Origin of the sequence: Variovorax paradoxus (assembly GCF_000834655.1) — a bacterium.
In the GTDB taxonomy this organism is placed as follows: Bacteria; Pseudomonadota; Gammaproteobacteria; order Burkholderiales; family Burkholderiaceae_C; genus Variovorax; species Variovorax paradoxus_F.
Genome location: NZ_JXQQ01000033.1, coordinates 24770 through 50198 on the forward strand (window position 1 = coordinate 24770; position 25429 = coordinate 50198).

Sequence of the window (25429 nt, forward strand, 5' to 3'; positions counted from 1 at the left end):
CCCGCCGCCTCTCGATGGTGTTTGCGGTGCTGTTGCTGGCCTGCTGCGGCGCCTCGGCCTGGCTGCAGATGCGATCGAGCGGGCTGCACGAGCAGGAGGTGGTGCAGCGCCTCTCGGGCGGGCTCGCCGCGCACATCGCCGAGAACTCCGAACTGATGCAGCCCGGCGGCCTCAACCAGGCCGCGGTGAAGGACCTGTTCGACAAGCTGATGGCCGTCAACCCGAGCGTGGAGGTCTACCTGCTGGCTCTCGACGGCCGCATCGAGGCGCAGGCCGCGCCGCCCGGGCACCTGAAGCGCGAGCGCGTGGCGCTGGAGCCGATCCGGAAGCTCCTCTCGGGCGCGCCGCTGCCCATCGTGGGCGACGACCCGCGCAGTGCCAATGCGGCCAAGGTGTTCAGCGCCGCACCGCTGAAGATGGGCGGGCGCGATGCGGGATATGTGTACGTCGTGCTGCAGGGCGAGGACTACGACGCGCTCGCGGCCAACGTCGCGACCGACAACGTGCTGCGCACCACGCTGTGGTCGATGGCGCTGGTGGCGCTGCTCGGACTCATCGCGGGCCTGGCGGCGTTCTGGCTCATCACGCGGCCGCTGCGCGAATTGACGAAGGCGGTCAAGCGCTTCGAGACCGAGGGCGTCGCCTCGCTCCAGAGTGAGACGCCTACGCTGGAGCGGCTCTCGCACGGCAGCGACGAGATCGCGCTGCTGGGCCAGGCCTTCACGCAGATGACGCGCCGCATCGCCGAGCAATGGCGCGAACTCACGCTGCAGGACCAGCAGCGCCGCGAGCTCTTCGCCAACATTTCGCACGACCTGCGCACGCCGCTCACATCGCTGCACGGCTACCTCGAAACGCTGCTGCTCAAGGCCGGCACCCTCAGCGACGAAGAGCGCCGGCGCTATCTGGAAATTGCGCTCGGCCAGAGCCGCAAGGTGGGCCGTCTCGCGCAGGAGCTCTTCGAGCTTGCGCGGCTCGAATACGGCGTGGTCAAGCCCGAGAAGGAGAACTTCGCGCTTGCCGACCTGGTGCAGGACGTGTTCCAGAAATTCGAGCTTGCGGCCGAAGCGCGGCACCAGCAGCTCAAGCCCGACATCGCGCCGGGCCTGCCGGTGGTGTCGGCCGACCTCGGGATGATCGAGCGCGTGCTGACCAACCTGCTGGACAACGCCATCCGCCACACGCCGGACGGCGGCGAAATCGAGGTGCAATTGCGGCCCGCACATGCCGGTGTGGGCGGCGTGGCGGTGCAGGTGAGCGACACGGGCCCCGGCATTCCGGGCGAGTTGCAGAAGGGGCTTTTCGTGCGGCCGGTGTTCATGAGCGGCGCGCGCAGCGACGGCTCGGGCAGCGGCGGGCTGGGGCTGGTGATCGTGCAGCGCATCCTGCAGTTGCACGGCAGCGACATCCGGCTGGTGCCGCAGGCGGGCAAGGGCGCGGTGTTCCGCTTCCAGTTGGGCGGCGCGGCCAGCGCTTGAGCGTTGCGTGCGCCGGGGGCAACGTGTTTGCCCGCGGAAGGTGGTCGGTGCTACAAGGGCGGCGCAATCCACCCAGGAGACACAAGACCATGCCCGCCTTCAAGACCGTGCGGATCGACAAGGACCCGCAGCATCCGCGCATCGCGCGCCTCGTGCTCGACCGCCCCGAGAAACTCAACGCCATCGGCGACACCACACCCTCGGAGATCCGCCAGGCGGTCGAGTGGGCCGAAGCGGACGACGAGGTGCACGTCATCGTTGTCGAAGGCGCGGGGCGTGCCTTCTGCGCCGGCTACGACCTGGGCGACTACGCCGAAGGCCACGGGCGCGAGGGCCAGGGCGACCACCCCTGCCGGCAGGAGAAAACGCCCTGGGACCCGATGCTCGACTACGCCGCCATGAAGCGCAACACCGACGACTTCATGGCCCTTTGGCGCTGCCGCAAGCCCACCATCGCCAAGGTGCACGGCTACGCGGTAGCCGGCGGCAGCGACATCGCGCTGTGCTGCGACCTGCTGACCATGGCCGACGACGCGCGCATCGGCTACATGCCCACGCGCGTGTGGGGCTGCCCGACCACGGCGATGTGGACCTACCGGCTGGGCGCGATGCGCGCCAAGCAACTCATGTTCACCGGCGACACCATCCCCGGCACGCAGGCGGCCGAATGGGGTCTTGCGAATTTCTCGGTGCCTGCCGACGAGCTCGACGGCGCCACGCTGAAGCTCGCGCTGCGCATCGCGGGCGTGCCGCGCTCGCACCTGATGATGCACAAGCTGGTCGTGAACCAGGTGTGGCATTCGATGGGGCTGGAGCAGACGCAGATGTTCGCAACCGTGTTCGACGGCATCACGCGGCACAACCCCGAGGGGATGTGGTTTCGCCGTCAGGCGGAGGCCGAAGGGTTCAAGAGCGCTGTCGCATGGCGCGATAGCGGCCGGGACATTCCGGAGGGCGACGAGGCGAGGGCGCTCGTCGTTGAACTGGAAGCGAAGCTCGCAGCGGCGCGGGCGGCGGTGCCGCCCGCGCGCTGATCACGCGCTCGCCGCTCGCTCGTCTCAGGGCGGGCAGGGGCGTGCCAGTGCGGCGCCCGGACGCGTCAGCTTGCTCGTGCCGCCTTCATCCAGCGTGCCCAGCGGGCGCGTGAACGTGCAGCCGTAGGTGGGCGCCGCCACCGTCGCAGCCGTGACCACGTCGTCGCCCGCCGGCTTCACGCCGTCGCGCTCCCACTTGATCATTGCGTCGAAGGCCTCGACCTGCTCGGCGATGGTGAAGTCGCAATGCGAGATGCCGCGAACCGCGCGCTGCACCAGCCAGTCGCTGTTGCCCTTGGCCGCCACGCGCTTGTTGTAGATCTGTTCCATGCTGAAGGGCACGTACAGGTCGCCCAGCGTGTGCAGCGTGACTACCGGGATCTTGAACTCGCCGTTGGCCTTGGGAATCCAGCGCAGCCCGTCCCTGCGCAGGCGGTTGGCGTCGGCGGCCGCGGTGAGCTTGATGACCGAGCCGTTCAGCGCCGTCGAGCCCGGCACGTCGCCGTCGATCGTGTAGGTGAAGCGGTTGGTGTCCAGCGTGTTCCTGTTCAGGATGCCGTTGACCGTGCCGTCGCTGCCGAAAACGCCCCACACCGCGGCGAACGAACCGCCGGCCGAGAGGCCGAGGTCGAACATCGGGCGCTCGCCACCGGTCAGGTTCTTCACCACCGAGGCGAATTTCAGGCCTGTGGCCGTGGGTGCGGAAGGGAAGGTGGTGAACAGCGTGCTGGTGACCTGCGCGGAGATGTCCGACCAGTTCGGCGTCGGGTATTTGGGCAGGCCAGCCAGCGCCTGCGCCGTGACCTGCGCGCCGGCGAAGTAGTCGAACAGCTCCGTGTCGCCGACCACGCCGCACATCGGCACCGCGCCGTTGTACTTCACCTTGTGGTTGGCAGTCGCGAAGGCTTCGTCCTCGATCGCCGCTGCGGTGATGTGGCCGCCCATCGAGTGGCCGGTGATGTAGGTCTTGGTCGGCGCGGCGAGTTCGCGGCCGTTGGCCTTGGCGATCTTGTTGAACTCCAGCGCCAGTGCGTTGGTGTCTTCGACACCGACGCGCACGTCGTAGAAGTTCTTGCTGTAGCTCGATGCGGCCCAGGCGTAGCCGTTCTGGATCAGGTAGCGGCGGATCGACGGATCGGTAACCGACAGCACGTTGGTCTCGCCCGCATAGCCGTGCGCATACATCACGAGCTTGCCGTTCCAGTTGGCCGGCACTTCGACGTGGTACTGGGCGCCGCCCAGCACGCCGGCCCAGCGGCTGGTGGTGGTGTTGTCGACCGTGTCGCTCGCGTCGCTGGCGAGTGCCGCGAAGGTGGTGGCCGCGGGGTTGGCGGGCGCAAAGGAATTGCGGGTGTCCTGCACACGCGTTTCTTCGGGCGCGGGCGGCGGTGCGGGCGGCGGCGGGGCCGGTGGCGCGGGTGCGGGAGCCGGCGGCAGGGGCGTGAAGGCAAAGCCGTTGCCACCGCCTCCACCGCCGCAGGATGCGACGGCGAGGCTGGCTGCAAGGGCAAGAAGTGTCAGGCGCGCGGAATGCATGGGATGTCTCGCTCCGTTCTTATGGGTTCTTGGTTGGGAAGATCACCGGCGCAGCGCTGTCCGGCGGCCATGGAGAACGACCGTGCTATTTCGCTGGACCGGCGGCGCAGCGTAGGGGCGTTGCCAGGCACGTCGGCCCGGGGTTTCCCGTACCTGCTATCTCCTGCGCGACACCGGCGCAGAACCTCGCGGAGAGATCAGCCCTTGCGGCGCGTGACCACCACCGTGGCGTCCAGGCCTTCATAAGCCTCGGCATCCCCATACCAGCTGCCCGAGATCGGCGCCGCCTGCGCCGGGTCGCGCGTGACGCCCACGCGGATGAGCTGCCCGCTGCCCATGAGGTTGTTCGTGGGGTCGAACGCCAGCCAGCCGATGCCCGGCAGGTACGCCTGGAGCCAGGCGTGCGTGGTGCCCGCGCCGGTCATCGATTCGCCGGGCACTTGCGCCGCGCGGTCGAGCGCGGCGTCGTAGAGGTAGCCCGAGACGAAGCGCGTCGCGATGCCCAGGCGCCGCGCGGCCTCCATCATCAGCAGCGCGTAGTCGCGGCAGCTGCCGCTGCCCAGCGCGAGCGTGGCCAGCGGGGTCTGCGTGCCTTCCTCGTCGCGCGCCTTGTATTCGAGGCTCTGCCCGATGTGCGCGTTCATGCGCGCGAGCACCTCGCGCGTGTTGTTGGGCTTGTCGGTGTGCAGGAACTGGTGGGCCCAGCGGATCAGCGTGCCGCTGGCGTCGTCTTCATGGTGCGGGCGCAGGTAGTGCTCCAGGTCCAGGCGCTCCTGCACCGAGTAGGCAAAGGGCAGGAACTCGGCGGCCGGGTCGAGTGCGAGCTGGTCCTGTTGCGCTGGCACGTGCTCGATGGTGAAGGAGCACACGATGCGCAGCTCGGTCGCTTCGCCCATCGGCTGCACCAGCGCGACGGAGTTGGAATGCGGGTCTTGAATCAGCCGCGTGAAGGCCTGCGGGCTCACCTGCAGGTCGGTGGCGAGCACGCGCAGGTCGTGGCTGTCGCGGGGCCGGAACATCACCCGGTGCAGGCCGAAGGTGACCGGCTTGTTGTAGCGGTAGATGGTGGTGTGCGTGATGTCGTACTGGATGGCCATGGGGCATTCTCGTGCGTTCGCGGGGCGCGCAGTGAGCTGTTCTTGTGGGCGAATGCCGCGGAATCGGCGCTCGCTGGATCGGCGGCTACAAAGGTGGTGATGTCCGAAGTGGTGCGCACCTGTGTGGACAACCGGACCGACCACCTGCTGGCCCCCTCGCGCCACGCCGGCGCGTGGCCTCCACCAGCGGATCGCTCAGAGCCGCTGCGTGCCGAGCGCCTTGGCCAGCGTGGCGGGCAAGGGCAGCGGTTCGCCATGCCACTGCGCGGCCAGCAGTTCGGCGCACAGGGCCGCGAAGCTGAGGCCGCGTGAACCCAATGCGGTGCAGGCCCAGAGGCCGCTCGCCGCTTCGTCCAGCGGGCCGACCAGCGGCCGGCGGTCGCCCGAGGCGCAGCGCACGCCGACCCAGGTGTTCACTTCGCCGCGCTCGAAGGCCGGCGCCAACGCCGCGGCGGTGGTGGGGTGCAAGCGGGCGAGGCGGTCGCGGTTCGAGGCGCTGTCGGCGGCGCTCGGGGCGAGGTCCGTGCTGTCGCGATCGAACGTGGCGCCTGCGAGCCAGAGCGGGGCGCCGTCGGCATCGGGCACCTGCGCGATCAGATGGCCGTCGCCGTTGAGCGGGGTGACCGGGAGCCCCGCCATCCGGCCCCACGCGACCTGGCCGCGCACCGGCTGCAGCGGCAGCTTCGGCGCGAAGCGGCCCGATTCGAAGCCCGCCGCGACTACCACGCGGTCTGCTGCGATCAACAGCCGGTCCGCCGCGTCGAACAGCTGCCAGCAGTCGGCGCCTTGCGTCGCTCGTGCCACGGACGCATTGCCGCGGAATTCGACGTCCGGCTCCCGCAGCCAGGCCTCGATCAACCGCGACGGGCGCACCCAGCCGGCCCGGGCGTGCCAGAGCGCGGGCGCATCGGCCGGCAGGCCGGTTGCCGTCAGCTGCGCGGCATTGGCGGGCCAGGATTCGTTCGGGCCGCTGTCGCTCCAGCCGGCAGGCACGCGTGTGTCGCCCTCGGGCCGGCGCTCCAGCACGCCGCTGGCGCGCCAGTCGCGGCCTTCTTCGAGCAGGCGCTGCAGTTCGAGCCAGGTGGCACGGATGCCCGCGCGCGTGAGGCGCGAGAGCAGGGCGTCGTCGGGGGACACATGGGGTGCCAGCACGCCGACCGGCAGGCCGGAGGCGCCCGAGGCAGGTCGCGAGGCTGCATCGAGCACCGTGACCTGCCACCCGCGCCGCGCCAGGCTCGCCGCCACGGCCGCACCTGCGAGGCCGGCGCCGATCACGGCGCACCGGCCCGGCAACTCGATCCGCGCGGGCGCGGGGCCGCGGCGCCGCACCGTCCAGGCCGGCGCGAACACGCCGCCGAGGCAATCGCGCTTGGGCGGCAGGCCGGCGCGTCGCTCGAGCTGGAAACCGTTCTGCGAAAGGGCGTCCCGCACCGCGCGGGCGTAGGTCCAAGTGGCAAGGCCGGTGCCTTGCCGGGCGAATCGCGACACCGCCTTCAGGGTATCGGGCGACCACATCGCCGGGTTCTGCTGCGGGCTGAAGCCGTCGAGAAAGAGGCTGTCGGCCTCGAAGCGCTGGGCGCGCAGCATGGCCTGCACGTCGCCGATGCACAGCGTGAGCAGCACGCGGCCTTCGTCGAAGGCGAGCCGGTGAAAGCCCGGCAGCAGCCCATGCCACTGCGCGACCAGTTCCCGGGCCAGCGACGCCAGTTCCGGATACGCCTCGGCCGCCCGCAGGAGATCGCCGGCACCGACTGGATGCGCTTCGACCGAGACGAAGTGCAGCATCCGCGGCTTGCTCGCATCCGAGCGCCACGCCTGCCAGGTTGTCAGGAAATTGAGGCCCAGGCCGAAGCCGGTTTCGAGAATCCGCCATTGCGGTTGCCCGGCCCAGGCTTGCGGCAGGCCGCAGCCGCCCAGGAACACATGGCGCGATTGCGCCAATGCCCCGGTTTCGGTGTGATAGATGTCGTCGAAGCGTTCGCTGCGCGGGACGCCGTCGGCGCGCCAGGCCACTGGCTCAGCGGTCACGGCGGGCAGCGACGTTCAGGCCGCTGGTGGGGGCACGTAGCCCTGGGCCACGTCGGCGCCTTCGCCGAAGAAATGCTTTTCCATCTGCCGCGCCAGGTATTGGCGGGCACGCAGATCGGCCAAGTTCAGCCGGTTTTCGTTGACCAGCATGGTCTGCTGCTTGAGCCAGGCGGCCCAGGCTTCCTTGCTGACGTTTTCCCACAGGCGCTTGCCCAGGTCGCCGGGATAGGGCGGAAAGTCGAGCCCTTCGGCCTCTTTGCCGAGCTTGATGCACTGAACCATGCGTGCCATTTTTTTGCCTCTTGGGTGGGGTAAGCGTGTCGCTTAGTTGATTTCGCTATTTAGAACTGAAAACTTGGTCGTTCCAGTTTCTATATGTCGTATTGAGAATACGCAGCTTCATTGATATGCCTTTTTAGAGCAAGACACCATGAGCCTTCGCCGCGACTTTATCAAGCTTTCCCTGGGTGCCGGCGTGGCCGGTGCCTTGGCCCTGTCGGCGTTGCCGGCGTTTGCCCAGGGCGCGGCCGCCGCCAAGGGCCCCGTGACGCTCCTGAACGTGTCGTACGACCCGACCCGCGAGCTCTACGTGGACTACAACCAGGCGTTCGCCAAGTACTGGAAGGGCAAGACCGGCCAGGACGTGACGGTCAAGCAATCGCACGGCGGCTCGGGCAAGCAGGCCCGCTCGATCATCGACGGCATCGACGCCGACGTGGCCACGCTCGCGCTGGGCGGCGACATCGATGCGCTGGTCACGCACGGCGGCCTGGTCAAGGCTGACTGGCAAAAGCGCCTGCCGCTCAATTCGGCGCCCTACACCTCGACCATCGTGTTCCTGGTGAAGAAGGGCAACCCCAAGGGCCTGAAGGACTGGGACGACCTGGTCAAGCCGGGCGTGCAGGTGATCACCCCCAACCCCAAGACCTCGGGCGGCGCCCGCTGGAACTACCTGGCCGCATGGGAATTCGCCAAGCGCAAGTACGGCGGCGATGCCAAGGCCAAGGAATACATCGGCAACCTCTTCAAGAACGTGCCCGTGCTGGACACCGGCGCGCGCGGCTCGACCATCACATTCGTGCAGCGCGGCGTGGGCGACGTGCTCCTTGCCTGGGAAAACGAAGCCTTCCTGGCGCTGAAGGAATTCGGCCCGGACAAGTTCGAGATCGTCGTGCCGTCCATCTCCATCCTGGCCGAGCCCAGCGTGTCGGTGGTCGACAAGGTCGTGGACAAGAAGGGAACCCGCGCCGTGGCCGAGGAATACCTCAAGTACCTGTACTCCGACGAAGGCCAGGACATCGCGGGTCGCAACTTCTACCGCCCGACCTCCGAGAAGGCCAAGGCCAAGTACGACAAGCAGTTCCCCAAGCTCACGCTGGTGACCATCGACCAGGCCTTCGGCGGCTGGGCGAAGGCGGACAAGGAGCACTTCGCAGACGGTGCTTCGTTCGACCAGATCTACACGACGAAGCAAAAGTAACCCCCAGGCTGCGCACTTCGTGTCGCTACCCTCACCCCCTGCACGGGGGGGCGGGCCGGCCGCTTCGGGCGGCCGTGCGCGGCGGCCCCCCAGCATTCGCGCTTTTTTCATCGAAACAAGGTTTCCTGTGTCCGTTCTCCTGATTGCCGGCAGCCCCTCGGCCCCGTCCCGTTCCACCGCCTTGCTCGAGGCCGTGGGCGATCGGCTGGCCAAACGCAATGCCCGCATCGAGCGGCTCTATATCCGCGACCTGCCGGCGCAGGCCCTGCTGCTGGCCGAGTGGACCCATCCGGCCATCGAGCGCGCCATCGCCCAAGTGGCGGCGGCCCGCGTGATCGTGGTGGCCACGCCGGTCTACAAGGCGGCCTACAGCGGCGTGCTGAAGGTCTTTCTGGACCTGCTCGCGCAGAACGCGCTCAAGGGCAAGACCGTGCTGCCGCTGGCCACCGGCGGCAGCCCCCATCACATGCTCGCGCTCGACTACGCCCTGCGCCCCGTGCTGCAGTCGCTGGCGGCGCGCCACATCCTGCCGGGCGTCTACGCGAGCGACTCGCAGATCGCGCTCACGCCCGAGAACGCCTACCAGGTGCACAACGACCTGGCCGAGCGCCTGAACGAGGCCGTCGAGGTGCTTGCGACCGAGGGCCTGAAGCTGCCTGCAACGCACGGATTCGAGCCGGTCCCGTTCTCCCGCGTGCGATGTAGCGTCTGAACGCGGGGTTCTTCATAGAGCCCGGCGTCGCCAGACCCATCCCCGTCCCCGTTTTTGAAGCCGCCTGTGCGCGGCAGGGGGACAGCTTTGCCCAAAGTTTTTGCACCAAGGAATCCCCGCATGAACCCCGTTGCCACCGAAGACCACGCGCTCGACGCACCGCCACGCTCGATCTGGCAGGCGCTGCGCGATCTCGCGATCAGCACGATCGTGGTCGCCGCCGTCGCACTGATCGTGAGCTTCATCTCCGCTGCATCCGCACATGCCCAAGGCAAAGGCGAGCTGCGCATCGGCTATCAGAAATCCGCCAGCCTCTTCGTGCTGCAGAAAGCACAGGGCACGCTCGAGAAGAAGCTCGCGCCGCTGGGCTTCGGCGTGAAGTGGGTCGAGTTTCCGGCCGGCCCGCAGCTGCTCGAAGGCCTGAATGTCGGCGCGGTCGACGTGGGCTACGTCGGCGAGGCGCCGCCCATCTTCGCGCAGGCCGCAGGCGCCAAGTTCGTCTACTTCGGCTACGACCCGGCCGCGCCGCGCGCCGAGGCGATCCTGGTCACGAAAGACTCGCCGATCAAGTCCGTCGCCGACCTGAAGGGCAAGAAGGTCGCGCTCAACAAGGGCAGCAACGTGCATTACCTGCTCGTCAAGCAGCTCGAGAAGAACGGCCTGAAGTTCTCCGACATCCAGCCCGTGTACCTCGCACCGGCCGACGGCCGCGCCGCCTTCGAGAGCAAGAACGTCGATGCGTGGGTGATCTGGGACCCGTTCCAGGCCGCCGCCGAGAAGGCCACCGGCGCCCGCGTGCTGGCGGACGGCACAGGTGGCACCACCGACGTGGTCAACAACTACCAGTTCTACCTGGGCGAACGCGGCTTCGTGAAGAACAACCCGAAGGTCATCGATGCGCTCTTCGCCGACTCGGTGGAGCAGGGCATCTGGCTCAAGAAGAACCTGCGCCAGGCGGCCGAGCAGATCGCGCCGCTGCAGGGGCTGCCGGTCGACGTGGTCGAGCTCGCGTTGCGCCGCTACGAGTTCAACGTCAAGCCGATCACGCCCGCCGTCGCGGCCGGCCAGCAGCAGATCGCCGACACCTTCTTCGCGCTGAAGCTCATTCCCAAGCCCATCAAGGTCAGCGACGCGGTCGTCACCGCGCAGCCCTGAATCTCTTTGAAGCACTACGCCATGAACCGCATTTCCATTCCCCGCCGCCGCCTGATCCAGGGCGCAGCCGCAGCCGCCATCGCGCTGCCTTCGTTCGCCTCACTCGCCCAGGCGCCCGCGCGCCAGTTCCGCATCGGCAACCAGAAGGGCACGCTCAACATCCTCAAGGGCCGCGGCACGCTGGAGAAGCGCCTCGCGCCGCTGGGCGTCACCGTCAAATGGACCGAGTTCACCGCCGGCCCGGTGCAGCTGGAAGCGCTCAACGTCGGCTCCATCGACTTCGGCGACGTCGGCGAAGCGCCGCCCATCTTCGCGCAGGCCGCCGGCGCGCCGCTGGCCTACGTGGCCGCCACGCAGCATCGCCCGCAGACCGAGGCCGTGCTGGTGCCCAAGGGCTCGGCCATCAAGACCGTGGCCGATCTCAAGGGCAAGAAGATTGCGCTCAACAAGGGCTCGAACGTCCACTACTTCATCGTCAAGCTGTTCGAGAAGCACGGCCTCTCGTATGCGGACCTGAACCTGGCCTACCTGCCGCCGGCCGATGCGCGCGCCGCGTTCGAAAAAGGCTCTGTAGATGCCTGGGTGATCTGGGACCCGTTCCTCGCCGCGGCCGAGAAGTCGCTCGACGCGCGCATCCTGGCCGACGCCACCGGCGTGGTGGGCAACCGCGCCTACTATTTCTCTTCGCTCGACTACGTGGCGAAGAACGCCGACGTGCTGGCCATCGCCGTTGAAGAGCTCAACAAGGTCGATGCCTGGGGCGCCGCGAACAAGGGCGACCTGGCCGCCGAGCTGGCCGCGCTGTGGGGCCTGCCGAAACCGGTGGCCGACGTCACCGTGGCGCGCACGGCCTACGGCATCACCCCGATCACCAAGGCCATCCTGGCCGAGCAGCAGAAGATCGCCGACACCTTCTTCGAGCTGAAGCTGATCCCGAAGAAGATCAACGTGCTCGAAGCCGCCGGCGCGGGAGTCGCGTGATGCAGATCTTCTGGTTCCTTCCCTCGCACGGCGACAGCCGCTACCTCGGCACCAGCGAGGGGGCGCGCCCCGTCGACCTGGCCTACCTGCAGCAGATCGCGGGCGCGGCCGACAACCTCGGCTACGAAGGCGTGCTGATTCCCACCGGCCGCTCGTGCGAGGACCCGTGGGTGATCGCCTCCAGCCTGATCGGCTCGACCAGGAATCTCAAGTTCCTGGTGGCCGTGCGTCCGGGGCTGCACCAGCCCAGCCTGGCCGCGCGCATGGCTGCGACCTTCGACCGGCTCTCGGGCGGTCGGCTGCTCGTGAACCTCGTGACGGGCGGCGACCAGGCCGAGCTCGAAGGCGATGGCGTGTACCTGGACCACGCCTCGCGCTATGAGCAGTCGGCCGAGTTCATCCGCATCTGGCGCGAGATCCTCACGCGCAGCCACGACGGCCAGGGCTACGACTTCGAAGGCAAGCACCTGAGCGTGAAGGGCGCCAAGCTGCTGTATCCGCCGGTGCAGACGCCATACCCGCCGGTGTGGTTCGGTGGCTCTTCGGCAGCCGCACACGACCTCGCCGCCGAGCAGGTCGATGCGTACCTCACGTGGGGCGAGCCGCCCGCCGAAGTCGCCAGGAAGATCGCCGATGTGCGCGCCCGTGCCGAGAAGCAGGGCCGCCGCGTCGAGTTCGGCATCCGCCTGCACGTGATCGTGCGCGAGACCGAAGACGCCGCCTGGAAGGCCGCCGAGGAACTGATCAGCCGCGTGGACGACGACACCGTCATCCGCGCCCAGGCCGCGTTCGCGCGCATGGATTCCGAAGGCCAGCGCCGCATGGCCGCTTTGCATGCGGGCGGTGCGAAGCGCTCGCGCGCCGAGCTGGAGATTTCGCCGAACCTGTGGGCCGGCGTGGGTCTCGTGCGCGGTGGCGCGGGCACGGCGCTCGTGGGCGATGCGACGACCGTTGCCGCGCGCATCGAGGAGTACGCGGCGCTCGGCCTGGACAAATTCATTCTCTCGGGCTACCCGCACCTCGAAGAGGCGTACCGCTTCGCCGAGCTGGTGTTCCCGCTGCTCTCGCGCACGGCGAAGAAGCAGCTGGCGGGCGGTTCGCTGAGCGGGCCGTTCGGGGAAGTCGTCGCCAATCTCGATGCGCCCTCGCGCCTCGTGTCGCAAAGCTGAACAAGGAATCCCCATGACTGAACAAGTGCAGGAGCTTCCGGTGGCTTCGACCGATTCGGCGGCCAGCAGCGGCAAGGCGTTCAAGGCCTTCGGCCTCAACGTGGCGGGCCGCCTCGTTCCCTGGCTGGTGCCGGTGGGGCTCATCGTGTTCTGGCAGATCGCCTCGTCGCTCGGCTGGCTCTCCACGCGGGTGCTGCCAGCTCCGGTCGACGTGGTCAAGGCGGCGTGGTCGCTCACGGTGTCCGGCGAACTCTGGACGCACGTGAAGGTCAGCGCGGGCCGCGCGCTCGCGGGCCTGGCGATCGGGGGCGGTGCGGGGCTCGCGCTCGGCCTGCTCACCGGCTCGGTGAAGTTCGCCGAGACGCTGCTCGACTCGACCATCCAGATGGTGCGCAACATCCCCGCGCTCGCGCTGATTCCACTCGTCATCCTGTGGTTCGGCATCGACGAATCGGCCAAGCTGTTCCTGATTTCGGTGTCGGTGTTCTTTCCGATCTACCTGAACACCTTCCACGGCATCCGCAACGTCGATCCGCAGCTCATCGAGATGGGCCGCACCTACGGCCTCACGCGCTGGCAGCTCTACCGCGAGGTGATCCTGCCGGGCGCGCTGTCGTCGATCCTCGTGGGCCTGCGTTTTTCGCTGGGCCTCATGTGGGTGATCCTGATCGTGGCCGAGACCATCTCGGCGCAGGCCGGCATCGGGTATCTCACGATGAACGCCCGCGAGTTCCTGCAGACCGACATCGTGCTCGTGGGCATCCTGCTGTACGCGCTGCTCGGCAAGCTCGCCGACCTGTTCGCGCGCGGCCTGGAGCAATGGTGGCTGCGCTGGCACCCCGGCTATCAGAAGAAGCAGAAGTGAGGACAGGGCACATGAACAGATCCATTTCCCGCCGCACCGCCATCGCCACGCTGGGTGCGCTCGGCGCCGGTGCCGTGCTGGCACAGGGCGTCGCACCGCGGCCCGTCACCGTGCGCTTCGGCTACCAGAAGTCGTCGACGCTCACGGCCCTGCTCAAGGCGCAAGGCACGCTCGAGAAGCAACTCGCGCCGCTCAACGCGACGCTGAGCTGGCACGAGTTCACCAGCGGCCTGCCGCTGCTCGAGGCGCTGAACCTGGACAACCTGGACATCAGCGCCGACGTCGCCGACACGGTGCCCGTGTTCGCGCAGGCGGCCGGTGCCGAGCTGACCTTCATCGCGCAGGAAGCGCCGTCGCCCGCGGCGCAGGCCATCGTCGTGAAAGACGACTCGCCGCTCAAGACCGTGGCCGACCTGAAGGGCAAGAAGGTCGGCTTCGCGAAAGCGGCCGGCGCGCACTACCTGCTGATCGCCGCGCTCGAGAAGGCCGGCCTCTCGTTCAAGGACATCGAGCCCGCCTACCTCACGCCGGCCGATGGCCGCGCCGCGTTCGAGAAGGGCGCGATCGATGCGTGGGTGGTGTGGGACCCGTTCCTCGCCGCCGCGCAGCGCCAGTCGAAGGTGCGCGTGCTTGCCGACGGCGCGGGCATCGCGTCGTACCAGCGCTACTACCTTGCGAGCACCAAGTTCGCGAAGGCGCGGCCCGACGTGCTGCGCGTGATCTACGCCGAGCTCGAAAAGACCGGCAAGTGGGTCAAGCAGAACCCCAGGGAAGCCGCCGCGCTGCTGTCGCCCGTGTGGGGCCTGGACGCCGCCACCATCGAGCAGGCCAACAGCCGCCGCAGCTATGCGGTGCGCCCGGTCGTGGCGGAGGGCCTGACCGAGCAGCAGCGCATCGCCGATGCCTTCTTCGGCGAGAAGCTGCTGCCCAAGAAACTCAACGCGCTCGACGTCGCGCTGTTCAAACCCGGAGCCTAGGATGAAGTTCACCCCCAGCCTGCGCGCACTTCGTGTCGCTTCGCCAACCCCCTTGCAGGGGGCAACACCAGCGGTCCGGCAGAGCCGGTCCCGCGGTGTTCCTCGAGCAATCACAGGGGGCCTGCAATGAGCGCCGTCCTGGATCGTCCTGTCATCGCCGGTGGTGTGCGCCTCGAAGCGCGCGGCCTGCACAAGCGCTACGGCACGCGCGACGTGCTGCGCAACACCCAGCTCACCATCGAGCCGGGCCAGTTCATCGCCATCGTGGGCCGCAGCGGCTGCGGCAAGAGCACGCTGCTGCGGCTGATCGCGGGGCTCGAAGAGGCGACTTCCGGTGGCCTCTACACCGATGGCAAGGCCGTGAACGGCCTGCACGACGACACCCGCATCATGTTCCAGGAGGCGCGCCTCCTGCCCTGGCGCCGCGTGCTCGACAACGTGACGCTGGGCCTGGCCAACGACGCCAAGGCGCGCGGCAAGGAGGTGCTCGCGCAGGTGGGCCTGGCCGACCGCGAGAACGAATGGCCGGCGCGCCTGTCGGGCGGCCAGCGCCAGCGCGTGTCGCTCGCGCGCGCACTGGTGCATCACCCGCGCCTGCTGCTGCTGGACGAACCGCTGGGCGCGCTCGACGCGCTCACCCGCATCGAGATGCACCGGCTCATCGAGAACCTCTGGCAGCGCCACCGCTTCACCGCCTTGCTGGTGACGCACGACGTGCAGGAAGCCGTGGCGCTGGCGGACCGCGTGATCCTCATCGAAGACGGCCGCATCGCGCTGGACGAGAACATCGCACTCGCACGCCCGCGCTCGCAGGGCGACCCGGCCTTCGCGGCGATCGAAAAACGCATCCTCGACAGGGTGCTGCAAAAGCCCGAAGAGGTTGAGAGCAGCGCCGACGCCAGCTGGCTCGGTACGCCGGCGCACGCGTTGCGCTGGGCTATCTGATGCTCACGGCCGTTCGGGCTGAGCCCGTCGAAGCCTTGCGCAGCGCTTCGACAGGCTCAGCGTGAACGGCTTGCTGTTGTTCTTTCTCTTCTTTCCATCCTGAAAGGCTCTCGCATGTCGCAGCAAAACTGGAAATTCGAAACCCTGTCGGTGCACGCCGGGTACTCGCCCGAGCCGACCACGCGCGCCGTCGCGCCGCCGATCTACCAGACGGTGGCCTACGCCTTCGACAGCGCACAGCACGGCGCGGACCTGTTCGACCTGAAGGTGCCGGGCAACATCTACACCCGCATCAACAACCCGACGCAAGACGTTCTGGAGCAGCGCGTGGCCGCGCTCGAAGGCGGCATCGCAGCACTCGCGCTGGCCTCGGGCCAGGCGGCCGTGACCTACGCGATCCAGACGATTGCCGAAGCCGGCGACAACATCGTGAGCAGCACGGCGCTCTACGGCGGCACCTACAACCTCTTTGCGCACACGCTGCCGCAGTTCGGCATCACCACACGCTTTGCCGACCACCGCGATCCGAAGAGTTTCGAGAAGCTCTTCGACGACAAGACCAAGGCGGTGTTCGTCGAGTCGCTGGGCAATCCGGCCGGCAACGTGACCGACATCGCGGCCATCGCCGAGATCGCCCACCGCCACGGCGTGCCGCTGATCGTGGACAACACCGTGCCTTCGCCGTACCTGAGCCGGCCCATCGAGCACGGCGCCGACATCGTGGTGCACTCGCTCACCAAGTACCTGGGCGGCCACGGCACGAGCATCGGCGGCGCCATCGTCGATTCGGGCAAGTTCCCGTGGGCCGAGCACAAGGCGCGCTTCAAGCGCCTGAACGAGCCCGACGTGAGCTACCACGGCGTGGTCTACACCGAGGCGCTGGGCCCGGCCGCCTACATCGGCCGCGCGCGCGTGGTGCCGCTGCGCAACACCGGCGCGGCCATCTCGCCGTTCAACGCCTTCCTGATCCTGCAGGGCATCGAGACGCTGGCGCTGCGCATGGACCGCATCAGCAGCAACGCGCTCCGGGTGGCGCAGCACCTGAAGACGCACAAGGCGGTGAACTGGGTCAACTACGCGGCACTGGAAGACCATCCGGACCACGCGCTGGCGCAGAAGTATTTCGGCGGCAAATCGAGCGGCGTGCTGACCTTCGGCATCGGCAGCGGCCGCGAGGGTGGGGCGAAATTCCTCGATGCGCTCAAGCTCTTCACGCGCCTGGTGAACATCGGCGACGTGCGCTCGCTGGCCACGCACCCGGCCTCGACCACGCACCGGCAGCTCTCGCCCGAAGAACTGGCTAAGGCCGGCGTGACGGAAGACACCGTGCGCCTGTCGGTCGGCATCGAGCACATCGACGATTTGATCGCCGACCTCGACGTGGCGCTGGCCGCAGCATGAAGCTCTCCCCCAGGCTACGCGCACTGCGTGTCGCTTCGCCAACCCCCTTCCGGGGGCAACACCTGCGGCCCGGCAAAGCCGGATCCGCGGTGTTCCCTGAAAGAGAAAGAACTCTATGACGATCTTGCAAGCCATCCCCGAAGCGGCGCTCGACCAGCTGTTCCGCAAGGCGCGCACCGTGCATGCATTCAAGCCGGTGCCGGTGACCGACGAGGTCATCCACAAGCTCTACGACCTCGTGAAGTGGGGCCCGACCGCCTACAACGCGCAGCCCGCGCGCTATGTGTTCGTGCGCAGCGAAGAGGCCAAGGCGAGGCTCAAGCCCGCGGTCTCGTCGGGCAACACGGCGCAGACGCTGGCGGCCGGCGTGACGGTGATCGTCGCGCACGACACGCGCTTCTACGAGCACCTGCCCACGCAGTTTCCCGCCTACGACGCCAAGCCGTTCTTCGAGAAGAGCGCCGAGGCCGCGCAGGCCACGGCCTTTCGCAACAGCAGCCTGCAGGGCGCCTACCTGATCCTGGCGGCCCGCTCGCTGGGGCTGGACGTGGGACCGCAATCGGGCTTCAACGCGGAGCTGGTCGACAAGGCGTTCTTTCCCGACGGCCGCTACCGCGCCAACTTTCTCGTGAATCTCGGTGTGGCCGATCACGCCGGCACTTTCGAGCGCGGGCCCCGACTCGCGTTCGACGACGTGGCGCAGATCGTCTGATCTCGCCATTCCCTCCCTTATCTATTTCTTCAACCTGAAAGAGAAACCATCATGTCCATCCAAGCCATCAACGTGCGCAACCAGTTCAAGGGCAAGGTCCGCGAAATCATCCGCGGCGACGTCGTCTCCGAAGTCGATGTCGAAACCGCCTGGGGCATCGTGACCTCGGTCATCACCACGCGCTCGATCGACGAGCTGCAACTGAAGGTCGGCTCCGACGTGGTCGCGCTCGTGAAGTCGACCGAAGTTTCGATCGCGAAGCTCTGACGGACCCTCGGGCGATTGCGAACAACCCGGCGCCCTCGTGGTGCCGGGTTTTTTTGCGTCACTGCAGCTTGGGCAGGAACGAGGTTTCCATGTGGTAGCGCTTGGGGTTGTTCCGGTCGATGTAGACCGGGATCCATTCCTGCACGTAGTCCGTCGGGTCGAACCAGAGGTTGGCGCTGCGGAACACGTGCAGCCGGTTGTTCGTGGTGTCGTGCCACCTGGCGACGATGCGGTAGGGGTGCTCGCCGTTGACCTCGATGGTGCCGTTCTGCTCGACCTCCTGGAACTCGGCCTCGATGAGCTGGCCGTTCTGGCGCAGGTCGGCTTCCTTCTGCGCGCTCCAGCGGCCGAAGGCGATGATGCCGCCGCCGACGCCCGCGAAGATCACGCCCATGATCGTCAAGGCCAGCTTGGCCTCGGGCTCCACGAAGATGGCGCCGACCAGGAGCGCCAGCCCGACGGCCAGGAAGAGCCACTTGATGAGGGTGATGACTTTGTGATCCATGCGGGCGACTGTGCCCCGGTCCGGTGCGCTCGGCCATATCCAACATGGCGTATCCAGACCGGCGAAGCCTATACAACGTGAAGTTGTTAGAAATCGACTTTTCAGTCGTTGTGACTTCAGGACCGCGCTCCTACAGTGGTGGTTATCGCCATCACAGGGCGCATACCAACGCACAACAGGAGCCGCATCGCATGTCTGTAGAAGTTGAAGACCTCGTCTTGCCCGAAGCACTTGAACAGGCGCGCGTCAAGGCCGCCGAAAACAACTGGCCCTATGCCGGTGGCGTCACGCCGGCGGTGGCCTGGGAACTCGTGCAGAAGGGCCAGGCCGTGCTGGTCGATGTGCGCTCGGGCGAGGAACGCAAGTTCGTCGGCCACGTGCCCGAGAGCCTCCATGTGGCCTGGGCCACGGGCACAGCGCTCACCCGCAACCCACGCTTCGTTCGGGAACTCGAGGCCAAGCTCGCGAAAGACGGGGGCAAGGACGCCGTGGCGCTGCTCCTGTGCCGCAGCGGCAAGCGCTCCGCACTGGCAGCCGAAGCGGCTGCAAAGGCCGGCTTCACGAACGTCTTCAACGTGCTCGAAGGCTTCGAGGGCGAGATCGATGCGCAGCAGCACCGCGGCGGCGCGGACGGCTGGCGCTTCCACCAACTGCCCTGGGTGCAGGACTGATCGGCTGGCTGACGCCTCACACCCACCACGTCCAACAAGGGAGAAGAACACATGGCCCATTTCGAGGTGAGCGACATCGTGCGCGCGCTGCATGGCGTGCGCGACGAGTGGCGCGATTCGCAGCGGCGCTCCCGGGAGCCCGGTGCGCGCGAGTTTCCGTCGCGCGATGCGCTCGCGCAGATCGTCGAATCGCTCAAGGGCGCGCTCTTTCCGATGCGGCTCGGACCGCCGGACCTGCGCCATGAAAGCGAAGACTTCTACGTCGGCCACACGCTCGACGCGGCCTTGCAAGCGCTGCTGGTGCAGGCCCGGCTGGAACTCAATTTCAATGCGCGCCTCGCGCCGCGGCCCCCGAGCGAGATCGACGATGCGGCCGCCGAGGCCGTGCGCGAGTTCGCGAACGCACTGCCGGGCCTGCGCCGGCTGCTCGACAGCGACGTGCTTGCCGCCTACCAGGGCGACCCGGCCGCGCGCAGCGTGGACGAGGTGCTGCTGTGCTACCCCGGCGTGCTCGCGATGATCCATCACCGCCTGGCGCACACGCTCTACCGGCTCGACCTGCCGCTGCTCGCGCGCATCGTCGCCGAACTCGCGCACGGGCAGACCGGCATCGACATCCATCCCGGTGCGCAGATCGACGCGGGTTTCTTCATCGACCACGGCACGGGCGTCGTGATCGGCGAGACCGCCGTCATCGGCAAGCGCGTGCGGCTGTACCAGGCCGTGACGCTCGGGGCCAAGCGCTTTCCCACCGACACCGAGGGCAACCTGCAGAAGGGCCTGCCGCGCCATCCGGTGGTCGAAGACGACGTGGTCATCTATGCGGGCGCGACCATCCTGGGGCGCGTGACGCTGGGCAAGGGCGCGGTGATCGGCGGCAACGTGTGGATCACCGAGGACGTGAAGCCGGGCGCGAGCGTGACCCAGGCCAGTTTGCAGAACGCACCGAAAGCGAGCGCACCATGAAAGCCTTTGTCGAAGATTTCGGCGTGACCGTGCGCCAGTTGCGCGAGGCGAATGGCTGGTCGCAGGAGCAGCTGGCCGAGCGCTCGGACCTCAATCGCTCGTACGTGGGCGAGGTCGAACGCGGCCGCGTGATCCCCTCGATCGTCACCGCGCAGAAGCTCGCGACGGCGCTGGGCATCAACATCGTGAACCTGCTCGCGCGCTGCGAGCAACTGGAGCAGTCGCGCCTTGCAAGGCGGATCAACTTGGCGGCTATAGCCTGTTGAGGGAAAACCCGGGGTCACCGGACACTCGGTGCGCCGATGCACGTCGCTGCATCGCCGTGTCGATATCCCAGTTTTCCTTCCAACCCCGGAGCCTTGATCCATGAGCGCAACAGTCGGTGGTACCACCGCCCTTGGCGACAACGCCGCACGCCAGCTAGCCAATGCCACCAAGACAGTCCCCCAGCTGGAGACCATCAGCCCGCGCTGGCTGACGCACCTCCTGCAATGGGTGCCGGTGGAGGCGGGCATCTACCGCGTCAACAAGGTCAAGAACCCCGAGTCGATCAAGGTCACCTGCACCTCGCGCGAAGAAGAGAACCAGCTGCCGCGCACCTTCGTCGACTACGAAGAGAACCCGCGCGAGCACTACCTCAATGCCGTGAGCACCGTGCTGGACGTGCACACCCGCATCTCCGACCTCTACAGCAGCCCGCACGACCAGATCAAGGAGCAGCTGCGCCTGACGATCGAGACGATCAAGGAGAACCAGGAGAGCGAGCTCATCAACAACCCCGACTACGGCCTCCTGGCCCAGGTGAGCGAAGAGCAGCGCATCTTCCCGCTGACCGGTGCGCCCACGCCCGACGACCTGGACGAGCTGCTCACCAAGGTGTGGAAGGAGCCCGCGTTCTTCCTCACGCACCCGCTGGCCATTGCCGCCTTCGGCCGCGAGGCCACGCGCCGCGGCACGCCGCCGCCGACCGTGAGCCTCTTCGGCTCGCAGTTCATCACCTGGCGCGGCATTCCGCTGATTCCTTCGAACAAGGTGCCGGTCGCCGACGGCAAGAGCAAGATCCTGCTGCTGCGCGTGGGCGACAAGCGCCAGGGCGTGGTGGGCCTGTTCCAGCCGGGTCTCTCGGGCGAGCAGAGCCCGGGGCTGTCGGTGCGCTTCATGGGCATCAACAACCACGCGATCGCGTCTTACCTGATCTCGCTGTACTGCTCCCTCGCGGTGCTGACCACCGACGCGCTGGCGGTGCTCGACGACGTCGAGATCGGCAAGTACCACGACTATCCCGACACCTACAAGTAAGCCGCGGTGAGCACCCCCACGACTCCGGGCGAGGCGCCGTTCGATCCGGCGATCCTCGCGCGCATGGCGAGCGCCATGTTTTCCGCGCTGCCGGGCACGCCGCCGACCTCGTTGCCCGGTGCAGCGAGCGGGCTGGTGCCGGGCGCGCAGTTCCCCGCCAACATCGCGCCGCCGGGCTCGCCGCTCGTGAGTCCCGCCGGCTTCGGGCCGAGCGTTCCGGGCACGCCGATTCCGCAGGGGCAGATTCCGGGCGCCAATGTGCTGCCGGCATCGCCGACGCAGCTGCCTTCGCTGGCCAACCGCGCGCCGGCCTTGCTGCCGCATGCGGTGGCGGGCAATGGCGTGCCGGACAACGTGTTGTCGGTGGCCCCGGCCTTCGAACCGCGTTCGGGCGGCACGGTGCTGGGCGTGCCGCAGCAGGTCGGTGCGCCTGTTTCGCCTGGTTCGCCTTCCGCGCCGCAAGCGGCCGCGTCGCCTTTCTACTTCCTGAACAACAGCTACGGCCATCCGGCGGCCGGTGCCAGCGATGGCTTCGCGATTCACGATCCCTTCGCAGGTCTGGCGGCGCCCACCGCCCAACCCGCGTTGCCACCGAGCCCGCCTTCGGCGCCGGCCGGCCGCGATGCGCAGTTCTACTTCGTCGATGCGGTGCGCCTGCCCAACGGCTTCGTCACGCCGGCCAAGCCCGACCCGCGCGGCCCCGACGCGGTGCCGCTCGCCGGCAGCGGCCAGCATCCGCCGTTCGACGTCAACGCCGTGCGCCGCGACTTCCCGATCCTGCAGGAGCGCGTCAACGGCAAGCAGCTCGTGTGGTTCGACAACGCGGCCACCACGCACAAGCCGCAATCGGTCATCGACCGCATCGCGTACTTCTACGCGCACGAGAACTCGAACATCCATCGCGCGGCGCACGAGCTCGCAGCGCGCGCCACAGATGCGTACGAAGGCGCACGTGAGCGCGTGCGCAAGTTCATCAACGCAGCCGAAGTCGAAGAGGTGATCTTCGTGCGCGGCACCACCGAGGCGATCAACCTCGTGGCCAAGAGCTGGGGCGGCCAGCACGTGGGCGAGGGCGACGAGATCATCGTCTCCAACCTGGAGCATCACGCCAACATCGTGCCGTGGCAGCAGCTGGCCGCCGCCAAGGGCGCGAAGCTGCGCGTGATTCCGGTGGACGACTCGGGCCAGGTGCTGCTCGACGAATACCGCAAGCTGCTGAACGACCGCACGAAGATCGTCGCGGTCACGCAGGTCTCCAACGCGCTCGGCACCGTGGTGCCGGTGAAGGAGATCGTCGAGCTCGCGCATCGTGCGGGCGCCAAGGCATTGGTCGACGGCGCGCAATCGGTCTCGCACATGCGCGTGGACGTGCAGGACCTGGGCGCCGACTTCTTCGTGTTCTCCGGCCACAAGGTGTTCGGCCCGACCGGCATCGGCGTGGTCTGGGGCAAGCGCGAGGTGCTGGAAGACATGCCGCCCTGGCAGGGCGGCGGCAACATGATTGCCGACGTGACCTTCGAGAAGACCGTGTTCCAGCCGATCCCCAACAAGTTCGAGGCCGGCACCGGCAACATCGCCGACGCGGTGGGCCTGGGCGCGGCGATCGACTACGTCAACAAGGTCGGCATCGAGAACATCGCGCGCTACGAGCACGACCTCCTGGTGTACGGCATGGCGCAACTCGGTGCCATTCCGGGCGTGCGGCTGATCGGCACGGCGGCCGACAAGGCCAGCGTGATGTCCTTCGTGCTCGACGGCTACACCACCGAAGAGGTGGGCCATGCGCTGAACGACGAAGGCATCGCGGTGCGCACGGGGCACCACTGCGCGCAGCCGATCCTGCGGCGCTTCGGCGTCGAGACGACGGTGCGGCCGTCGCTCGCGTTCTACAACACCTTCGACGAGGTGGACCGCCTGGTGACGGTGGTGCGTCGGTTGGCCGGCCAGCGGCGCTCGGGCTGAGACCTTCTACGTCCGGCGGCACGGCGTCGGCGCCTGCCGCCGAACGGCAGGGCGGCCATCCGCCGAGGGCGTTATGCTGCGCAACATTGTTAAACAATGTTGTACAGCCTGAATGTCCCTCCCGACTGAAGCCATCGAACCCAGCCCGGCCACGAACGAATCCTGCGACGTGATCGTGATCGGCGGCGGCCCCGCCGGGTCGACCGTGGCGGCGCTGCTGGCGCAACAGGGCCGCCATGTGGTGCTGCTGGAGAAGGCGCACCACCCACGCTTTCACATCGGCGAATCGCTGCTGCCTGCCAACGTCGAGTTGTTCGACAGGCTCGGCGTGCGCGACCAGGTCGAGAAGATCGGCATGCCGAAATTCGGCATCGAGTTCGTCTCGCCCGACCATGAGCACCGCAGCTACGTGGACTTCGCCGAGGGCTGGGACAAGTCGCTCGACTCCGCATGGCAGGTGCGCCGCTCGGAGCTGGACGAACTGCTGTTCCGCAACGCCGCCACGCGCGGCGCCCAGGCGATCGAAGGCTGCAAGGTGCGCGACGTGGCGTTCGATGCCGACGGCGCGACCGTCCAGGCCGAGATGGACGACGGCGCCAGGCGCAACTGGCGCGCCCGATTCGTGGTCGATGCGACCGGCCGCGACACGCTCCTGGCCAACAAATTCCGCTGCAAGGAAAAGAACCCCGACCACAACAGCACCGCCGTCTTCGGCCACTTCACCAACGCCGAGCGGCTGGAGGGCAAGAAGGAAGGCAACATCAGCATCTGCTGGTTTCCGCATGGCTGGTTCTGGTTCATTCCGCTGGCCGACGGCACCACCAGCGTGGGTGCGGTCTGCTGGCCGTATTACCTCAAGACGCGCGACAAGCCGCTGAAGGATTTCTTCTACGACACCATCGCCACCTGCCCGGTGCTGGTGGAGCGCCTGAAGAACGCCACGCTGGTCGACGACGCGGTGCATGCCACCGGCAACTTCTCGTACTCGAGCACGCACGCGACGGGCGACCGCTACCTGCTGCTGGGCGATGCCTTCACCTTCATCGATCCGATGTTCTCCTCGGGCGTTTACCTGGCAATGCACAGCGCCTTCGACGGCGCCGAGCTCGTGGCCACCGCGCTCGACCGGCCGGCCGAACTGGCCACCGCCCGGCAGGGCTTCGAGGCCATGATGCGCAAGGGCCCGCGCGAATACTCGTGGTTCATCTACCGCGTGACCAACCCGACCATCCGCGACATGTTCATGCACCCGGGCAATCCGTTCCGGGTGAAGGAGGCGCTGATGTCGCTGCTGGCCGGCGACATCTACAAGGGCACGCCGATGTGGGGCGCGCTGCGCATGTTCAAGGTGCTGTACTACGGCATCTCGCTCGCGAACTTCCGCCGCACCTGGGCCGGGTGGAAGCGGCACCGCTTCAACACGCGTGACATGGGCGCGCTGAAGGGCGAGACGATCCTCAAGTCGGAGTAGCGACGGCTCAGGCCTGCGGGCCCGACAGCATGCCCATGCCGCTGGCATTCCATGCGTTGCCCGATGCCCGCAGCGTCGCCACCGCATGCGCCACGCCCAGCCCCGGGCTGCTGAGAACATCGACGCCGAGGTCGGCAAGCAGCGGCGTCACCGGCGCCATCGAGGCCTGCGCGAGCACCACCACATCGGCCTTGCCGACCGCGCCGCGGATCGCCGCGGCCAGCGTCTCCACATAGCGCCCGGTGTCTCCGGCCTGGAAATGCGCCCATGCCTCGTCCACGAGCAGCGCGCTCGGCCGGGTGCCGACGCCGGCCTGCGTCGCCGCCGAGACAATCAATGCCGTCGTCGGCTCCAGCGTGCTTTCGACGGCCGCGACGATCAGCACGCGCGGGCCGGTGCGCACCGCGCGGTCGGCCATGGCGCGGTCGATGCGCAGGGCCGAGAAGGCGCCGCCGGTGGGGGTCTTCTCGGCGATGCCGCCGATGGTGGAGCAGGTGCACACGACCACCGCGGCGCCGTCCGCTGCCGCCTCGCGCATGGCATCGTGCACGCGCCCGACCAGCGCCGCGTTGGCGATGCCCACGACGCGCGCGTCGTCCAGTAATTCCTCCATCACCAGGTGGCGCACCTCGAGATCGGGCGCAACGTCGCGCACCAGCCGCCCGAAGGTCTGCACATGCGGCTGCGCCGTGTGGAGGAAGGCGAGCGCGTCGGCCAT

The 25429-nt window shown here is 68.0% G+C and carries 25 protein-coding genes; 19 read left to right on the forward strand and 6 right to left on the reverse strand.

Translation table 11 applies throughout. The features are described 5' to 3' along the window. Positions 1-14 precede the first annotated feature (14 nt). Complete coding sequence (locus RT97_RS15490; RefSeq protein WP_042579798.1) at positions 15-1478, forward strand: sensor histidine kinase; 1464 nt, start codon at positions 15-17, stop codon at positions 1476-1478. Positions 1479-1567: 89 nt separating this feature from the next. After that, positions 1568-2512 carry a crotonase/enoyl-CoA hydratase family protein gene (locus RT97_RS15495; protein ID WP_042579688.1) on the forward strand — a complete coding sequence of 315 codons (945 nt, stop codon included), beginning with the start codon at positions 1568-1570 and terminating at the stop codon, positions 2510-2512. 24 nt (positions 2513-2536) lie between these two features. On the opposite strand, the gene RT97_RS15500 is transcribed toward RT97_RS15495, so the two are convergent. From RT97_RS15500 to RT97_RS15515, 4 genes are all read right to left on the reverse strand, one after another. Then, positions 2537-4048, reverse strand: coding sequence for an alpha/beta hydrolase (locus RT97_RS15500; RefSeq protein WP_155403823.1), 1512 nt, complete (start codon positions 4046-4048; stop codon positions 2537-2539). 197 nt (positions 4049-4245) lie between these two features. Next, positions 4246-5145 carry a transglutaminase family protein gene (locus RT97_RS15505; RefSeq protein WP_042579689.1) on the reverse strand — a complete coding sequence of 300 codons (900 nt, stop codon included), beginning with the start codon at positions 5143-5145 and terminating at the stop codon, positions 4246-4248. Between the two features lie 195 nt (positions 5146-5340). Next, the gene (gene mnmC, locus RT97_RS15510; RefSeq protein ID WP_042579690.1) at positions 5341-7173 is read right to left on the reverse strand and encodes an FAD-dependent 5-carboxymethylaminomethyl-2-thiouridine(34) oxidoreductase MnmC; all 1833 of its coding nucleotides are present in this window, start codon (positions 7171-7173) and stop codon (positions 5341-5343) included. A gap of 15 nt (positions 7174-7188) precedes the next feature. Next, entirely contained in the window at positions 7189-7464 is a 276-nt protein-coding gene (locus RT97_RS15515; protein ID WP_013541095.1) for an oxidative damage protection protein, read from the reverse strand. 139 nt (positions 7465-7603) lie between these two features. Between RT97_RS15515 and RT97_RS15520 the strand changes: the two genes are divergently transcribed. The 11 genes from RT97_RS15520 (at position 7604) to RT97_RS15570 (ending at position 17837) form a co-directional block, all read left to right on the forward strand. Continuing rightward, on the forward strand, positions 7604-8653 hold the full coding sequence (locus RT97_RS15520; protein WP_042579691.1) for a sulfate ABC transporter substrate-binding protein: 1050 nt from the start codon (positions 7604-7606) through the stop codon (positions 8651-8653). A gap of 127 nt (positions 8654-8780) precedes the next feature. Beyond that, positions 8781-9365: an NADPH-dependent FMN reductase gene (ssuE, locus tag RT97_RS15525; RefSeq protein ID WP_042579692.1), complete on the forward strand. Its 585-nt coding sequence runs from the start codon at positions 8781-8783 to the stop codon at positions 9363-9365. Between the two features lie 120 nt (positions 9366-9485). Further along, entirely contained in the window at positions 9486-10520 is a 1035-nt protein-coding gene (locus RT97_RS15530; protein WP_080898312.1) for a sulfonate ABC transporter substrate-binding protein, read from the forward strand. Between the two features lie 21 nt (positions 10521-10541). Then, entirely contained in the window at positions 10542-11501 is a 960-nt protein-coding gene (locus RT97_RS15535) for a sulfonate ABC transporter substrate-binding protein (protein WP_042579801.1), read from the forward strand. Next, positions 11501-12670, forward strand: coding sequence for an FMNH2-dependent alkanesulfonate monooxygenase (gene ssuD, locus RT97_RS15540; protein ID WP_042579693.1), 1170 nt, complete (start codon positions 11501-11503; stop codon positions 12668-12670). Before RT97_RS15535 ends, ssuD begins: the two co-directional genes overlap by 1 nt. A gap of 13 nt (positions 12671-12683) precedes the next feature. After that, the gene (ssuC, locus tag RT97_RS15545) at positions 12684-13535 is read left to right on the forward strand and encodes an aliphatic sulfonate ABC transporter permease SsuC (protein WP_042579694.1); all 852 of its coding nucleotides are present in this window, start codon (positions 12684-12686) and stop codon (positions 13533-13535) included. An 11-nt stretch (positions 13536-13546) separates the two neighbouring features. Further along, positions 13547-14512, forward strand: coding sequence for an aliphatic sulfonate ABC transporter substrate-binding protein (locus tag RT97_RS15550; RefSeq protein ID WP_042579695.1), 966 nt, complete (start codon positions 13547-13549; stop codon positions 14510-14512). 126 nt (positions 14513-14638) lie between these two features. Continuing rightward, a complete protein-coding gene (locus tag RT97_RS15555) occupies positions 14639-15457 on the forward strand; it encodes an ATP-binding cassette domain-containing protein (RefSeq protein WP_042579696.1) in 819 nt (272 codons plus the stop codon). A 114-nt stretch (positions 15458-15571) separates the two neighbouring features. Then, complete coding sequence (locus RT97_RS15560; RefSeq protein ID WP_042579697.1) at positions 15572-16858, forward strand: O-acetylhomoserine aminocarboxypropyltransferase/cysteine synthase family protein; 1287 nt, start codon at positions 15572-15574, stop codon at positions 16856-16858. A gap of 115 nt (positions 16859-16973) precedes the next feature. Then, complete coding sequence (locus RT97_RS15565; RefSeq protein WP_042579698.1) at positions 16974-17570, forward strand: malonic semialdehyde reductase; 597 nt, start codon at positions 16974-16976, stop codon at positions 17568-17570. Positions 17571-17621: 51 nt separating this feature from the next. Beyond that, positions 17622-17837 (forward strand): TOBE domain-containing protein, encoded by a 216-nt coding sequence (locus RT97_RS15570; protein ID WP_042579699.1) that lies wholly within the window; start codon positions 17622-17624, stop codon positions 17835-17837. A gap of 58 nt (positions 17838-17895) precedes the next feature. Here RT97_RS15570 and RT97_RS15575 read toward each other — a convergent pair whose 3' ends face one another. Then, positions 17896-18342, reverse strand: coding sequence for a hypothetical protein (locus RT97_RS15575; RefSeq protein WP_042579700.1), 447 nt, complete (start codon positions 18340-18342; stop codon positions 17896-17898). 191 nt (positions 18343-18533) lie between these two features. Here RT97_RS15575 and RT97_RS15580 point away from each other — a divergent pair, with 191 nt between their 5' ends. From RT97_RS15580 to RT97_RS15605, 6 genes are all read left to right on the forward strand, one after another. Then, a complete protein-coding gene (locus RT97_RS15580) occupies positions 18534-19013 on the forward strand; it encodes a rhodanese-like domain-containing protein (RefSeq protein ID WP_042579701.1) in 480 nt (159 codons plus the stop codon). Positions 19014-19064: 51 nt separating this feature from the next. Further along, positions 19065-19979 (forward strand): serine O-acetyltransferase EpsC, encoded by a 915-nt coding sequence (gene epsC, locus RT97_RS15585; protein WP_042579702.1) that lies wholly within the window; start codon positions 19065-19067, stop codon positions 19977-19979. Further along, positions 19976-20245 (forward strand): helix-turn-helix domain-containing protein, encoded by a 270-nt coding sequence (locus tag RT97_RS15590; protein WP_013541111.1) that lies wholly within the window; start codon positions 19976-19978, stop codon positions 20243-20245. Before epsC ends, RT97_RS15590 begins: the two co-directional genes overlap by 4 nt. A gap of 100 nt (positions 20246-20345) precedes the next feature. Then, on the forward strand, positions 20346-21278 hold the full coding sequence (locus RT97_RS15595; RefSeq protein ID WP_042579703.1) for a family 2A encapsulin nanocompartment shell protein: 933 nt from the start codon (positions 20346-20348) through the stop codon (positions 21276-21278). Between the two features lie 63 nt (positions 21279-21341). Next, the gene (locus RT97_RS15600; protein WP_253278241.1) at positions 21342-23240 is read left to right on the forward strand and encodes a family 2A encapsulin nanocompartment cargo protein cysteine desulfurase; all 1899 of its coding nucleotides are present in this window, start codon (positions 21342-21344) and stop codon (positions 23238-23240) included. A 112-nt stretch (positions 23241-23352) separates the two neighbouring features. After that, the gene (locus RT97_RS15605) at positions 23353-24711 is read left to right on the forward strand and encodes an NAD(P)/FAD-dependent oxidoreductase (protein ID WP_042579704.1); all 1359 of its coding nucleotides are present in this window, start codon (positions 23353-23355) and stop codon (positions 24709-24711) included. Positions 24712-24718: 7 nt separating this feature from the next. Here RT97_RS15605 and RT97_RS15610 read toward each other — a convergent pair whose 3' ends face one another. Next, on the reverse strand, positions 24719-25429 hold the full coding sequence (locus RT97_RS15610) for a hypothetical protein (RefSeq protein ID WP_042579705.1): 711 nt from the start codon (positions 25427-25429) through the stop codon (positions 24719-24721).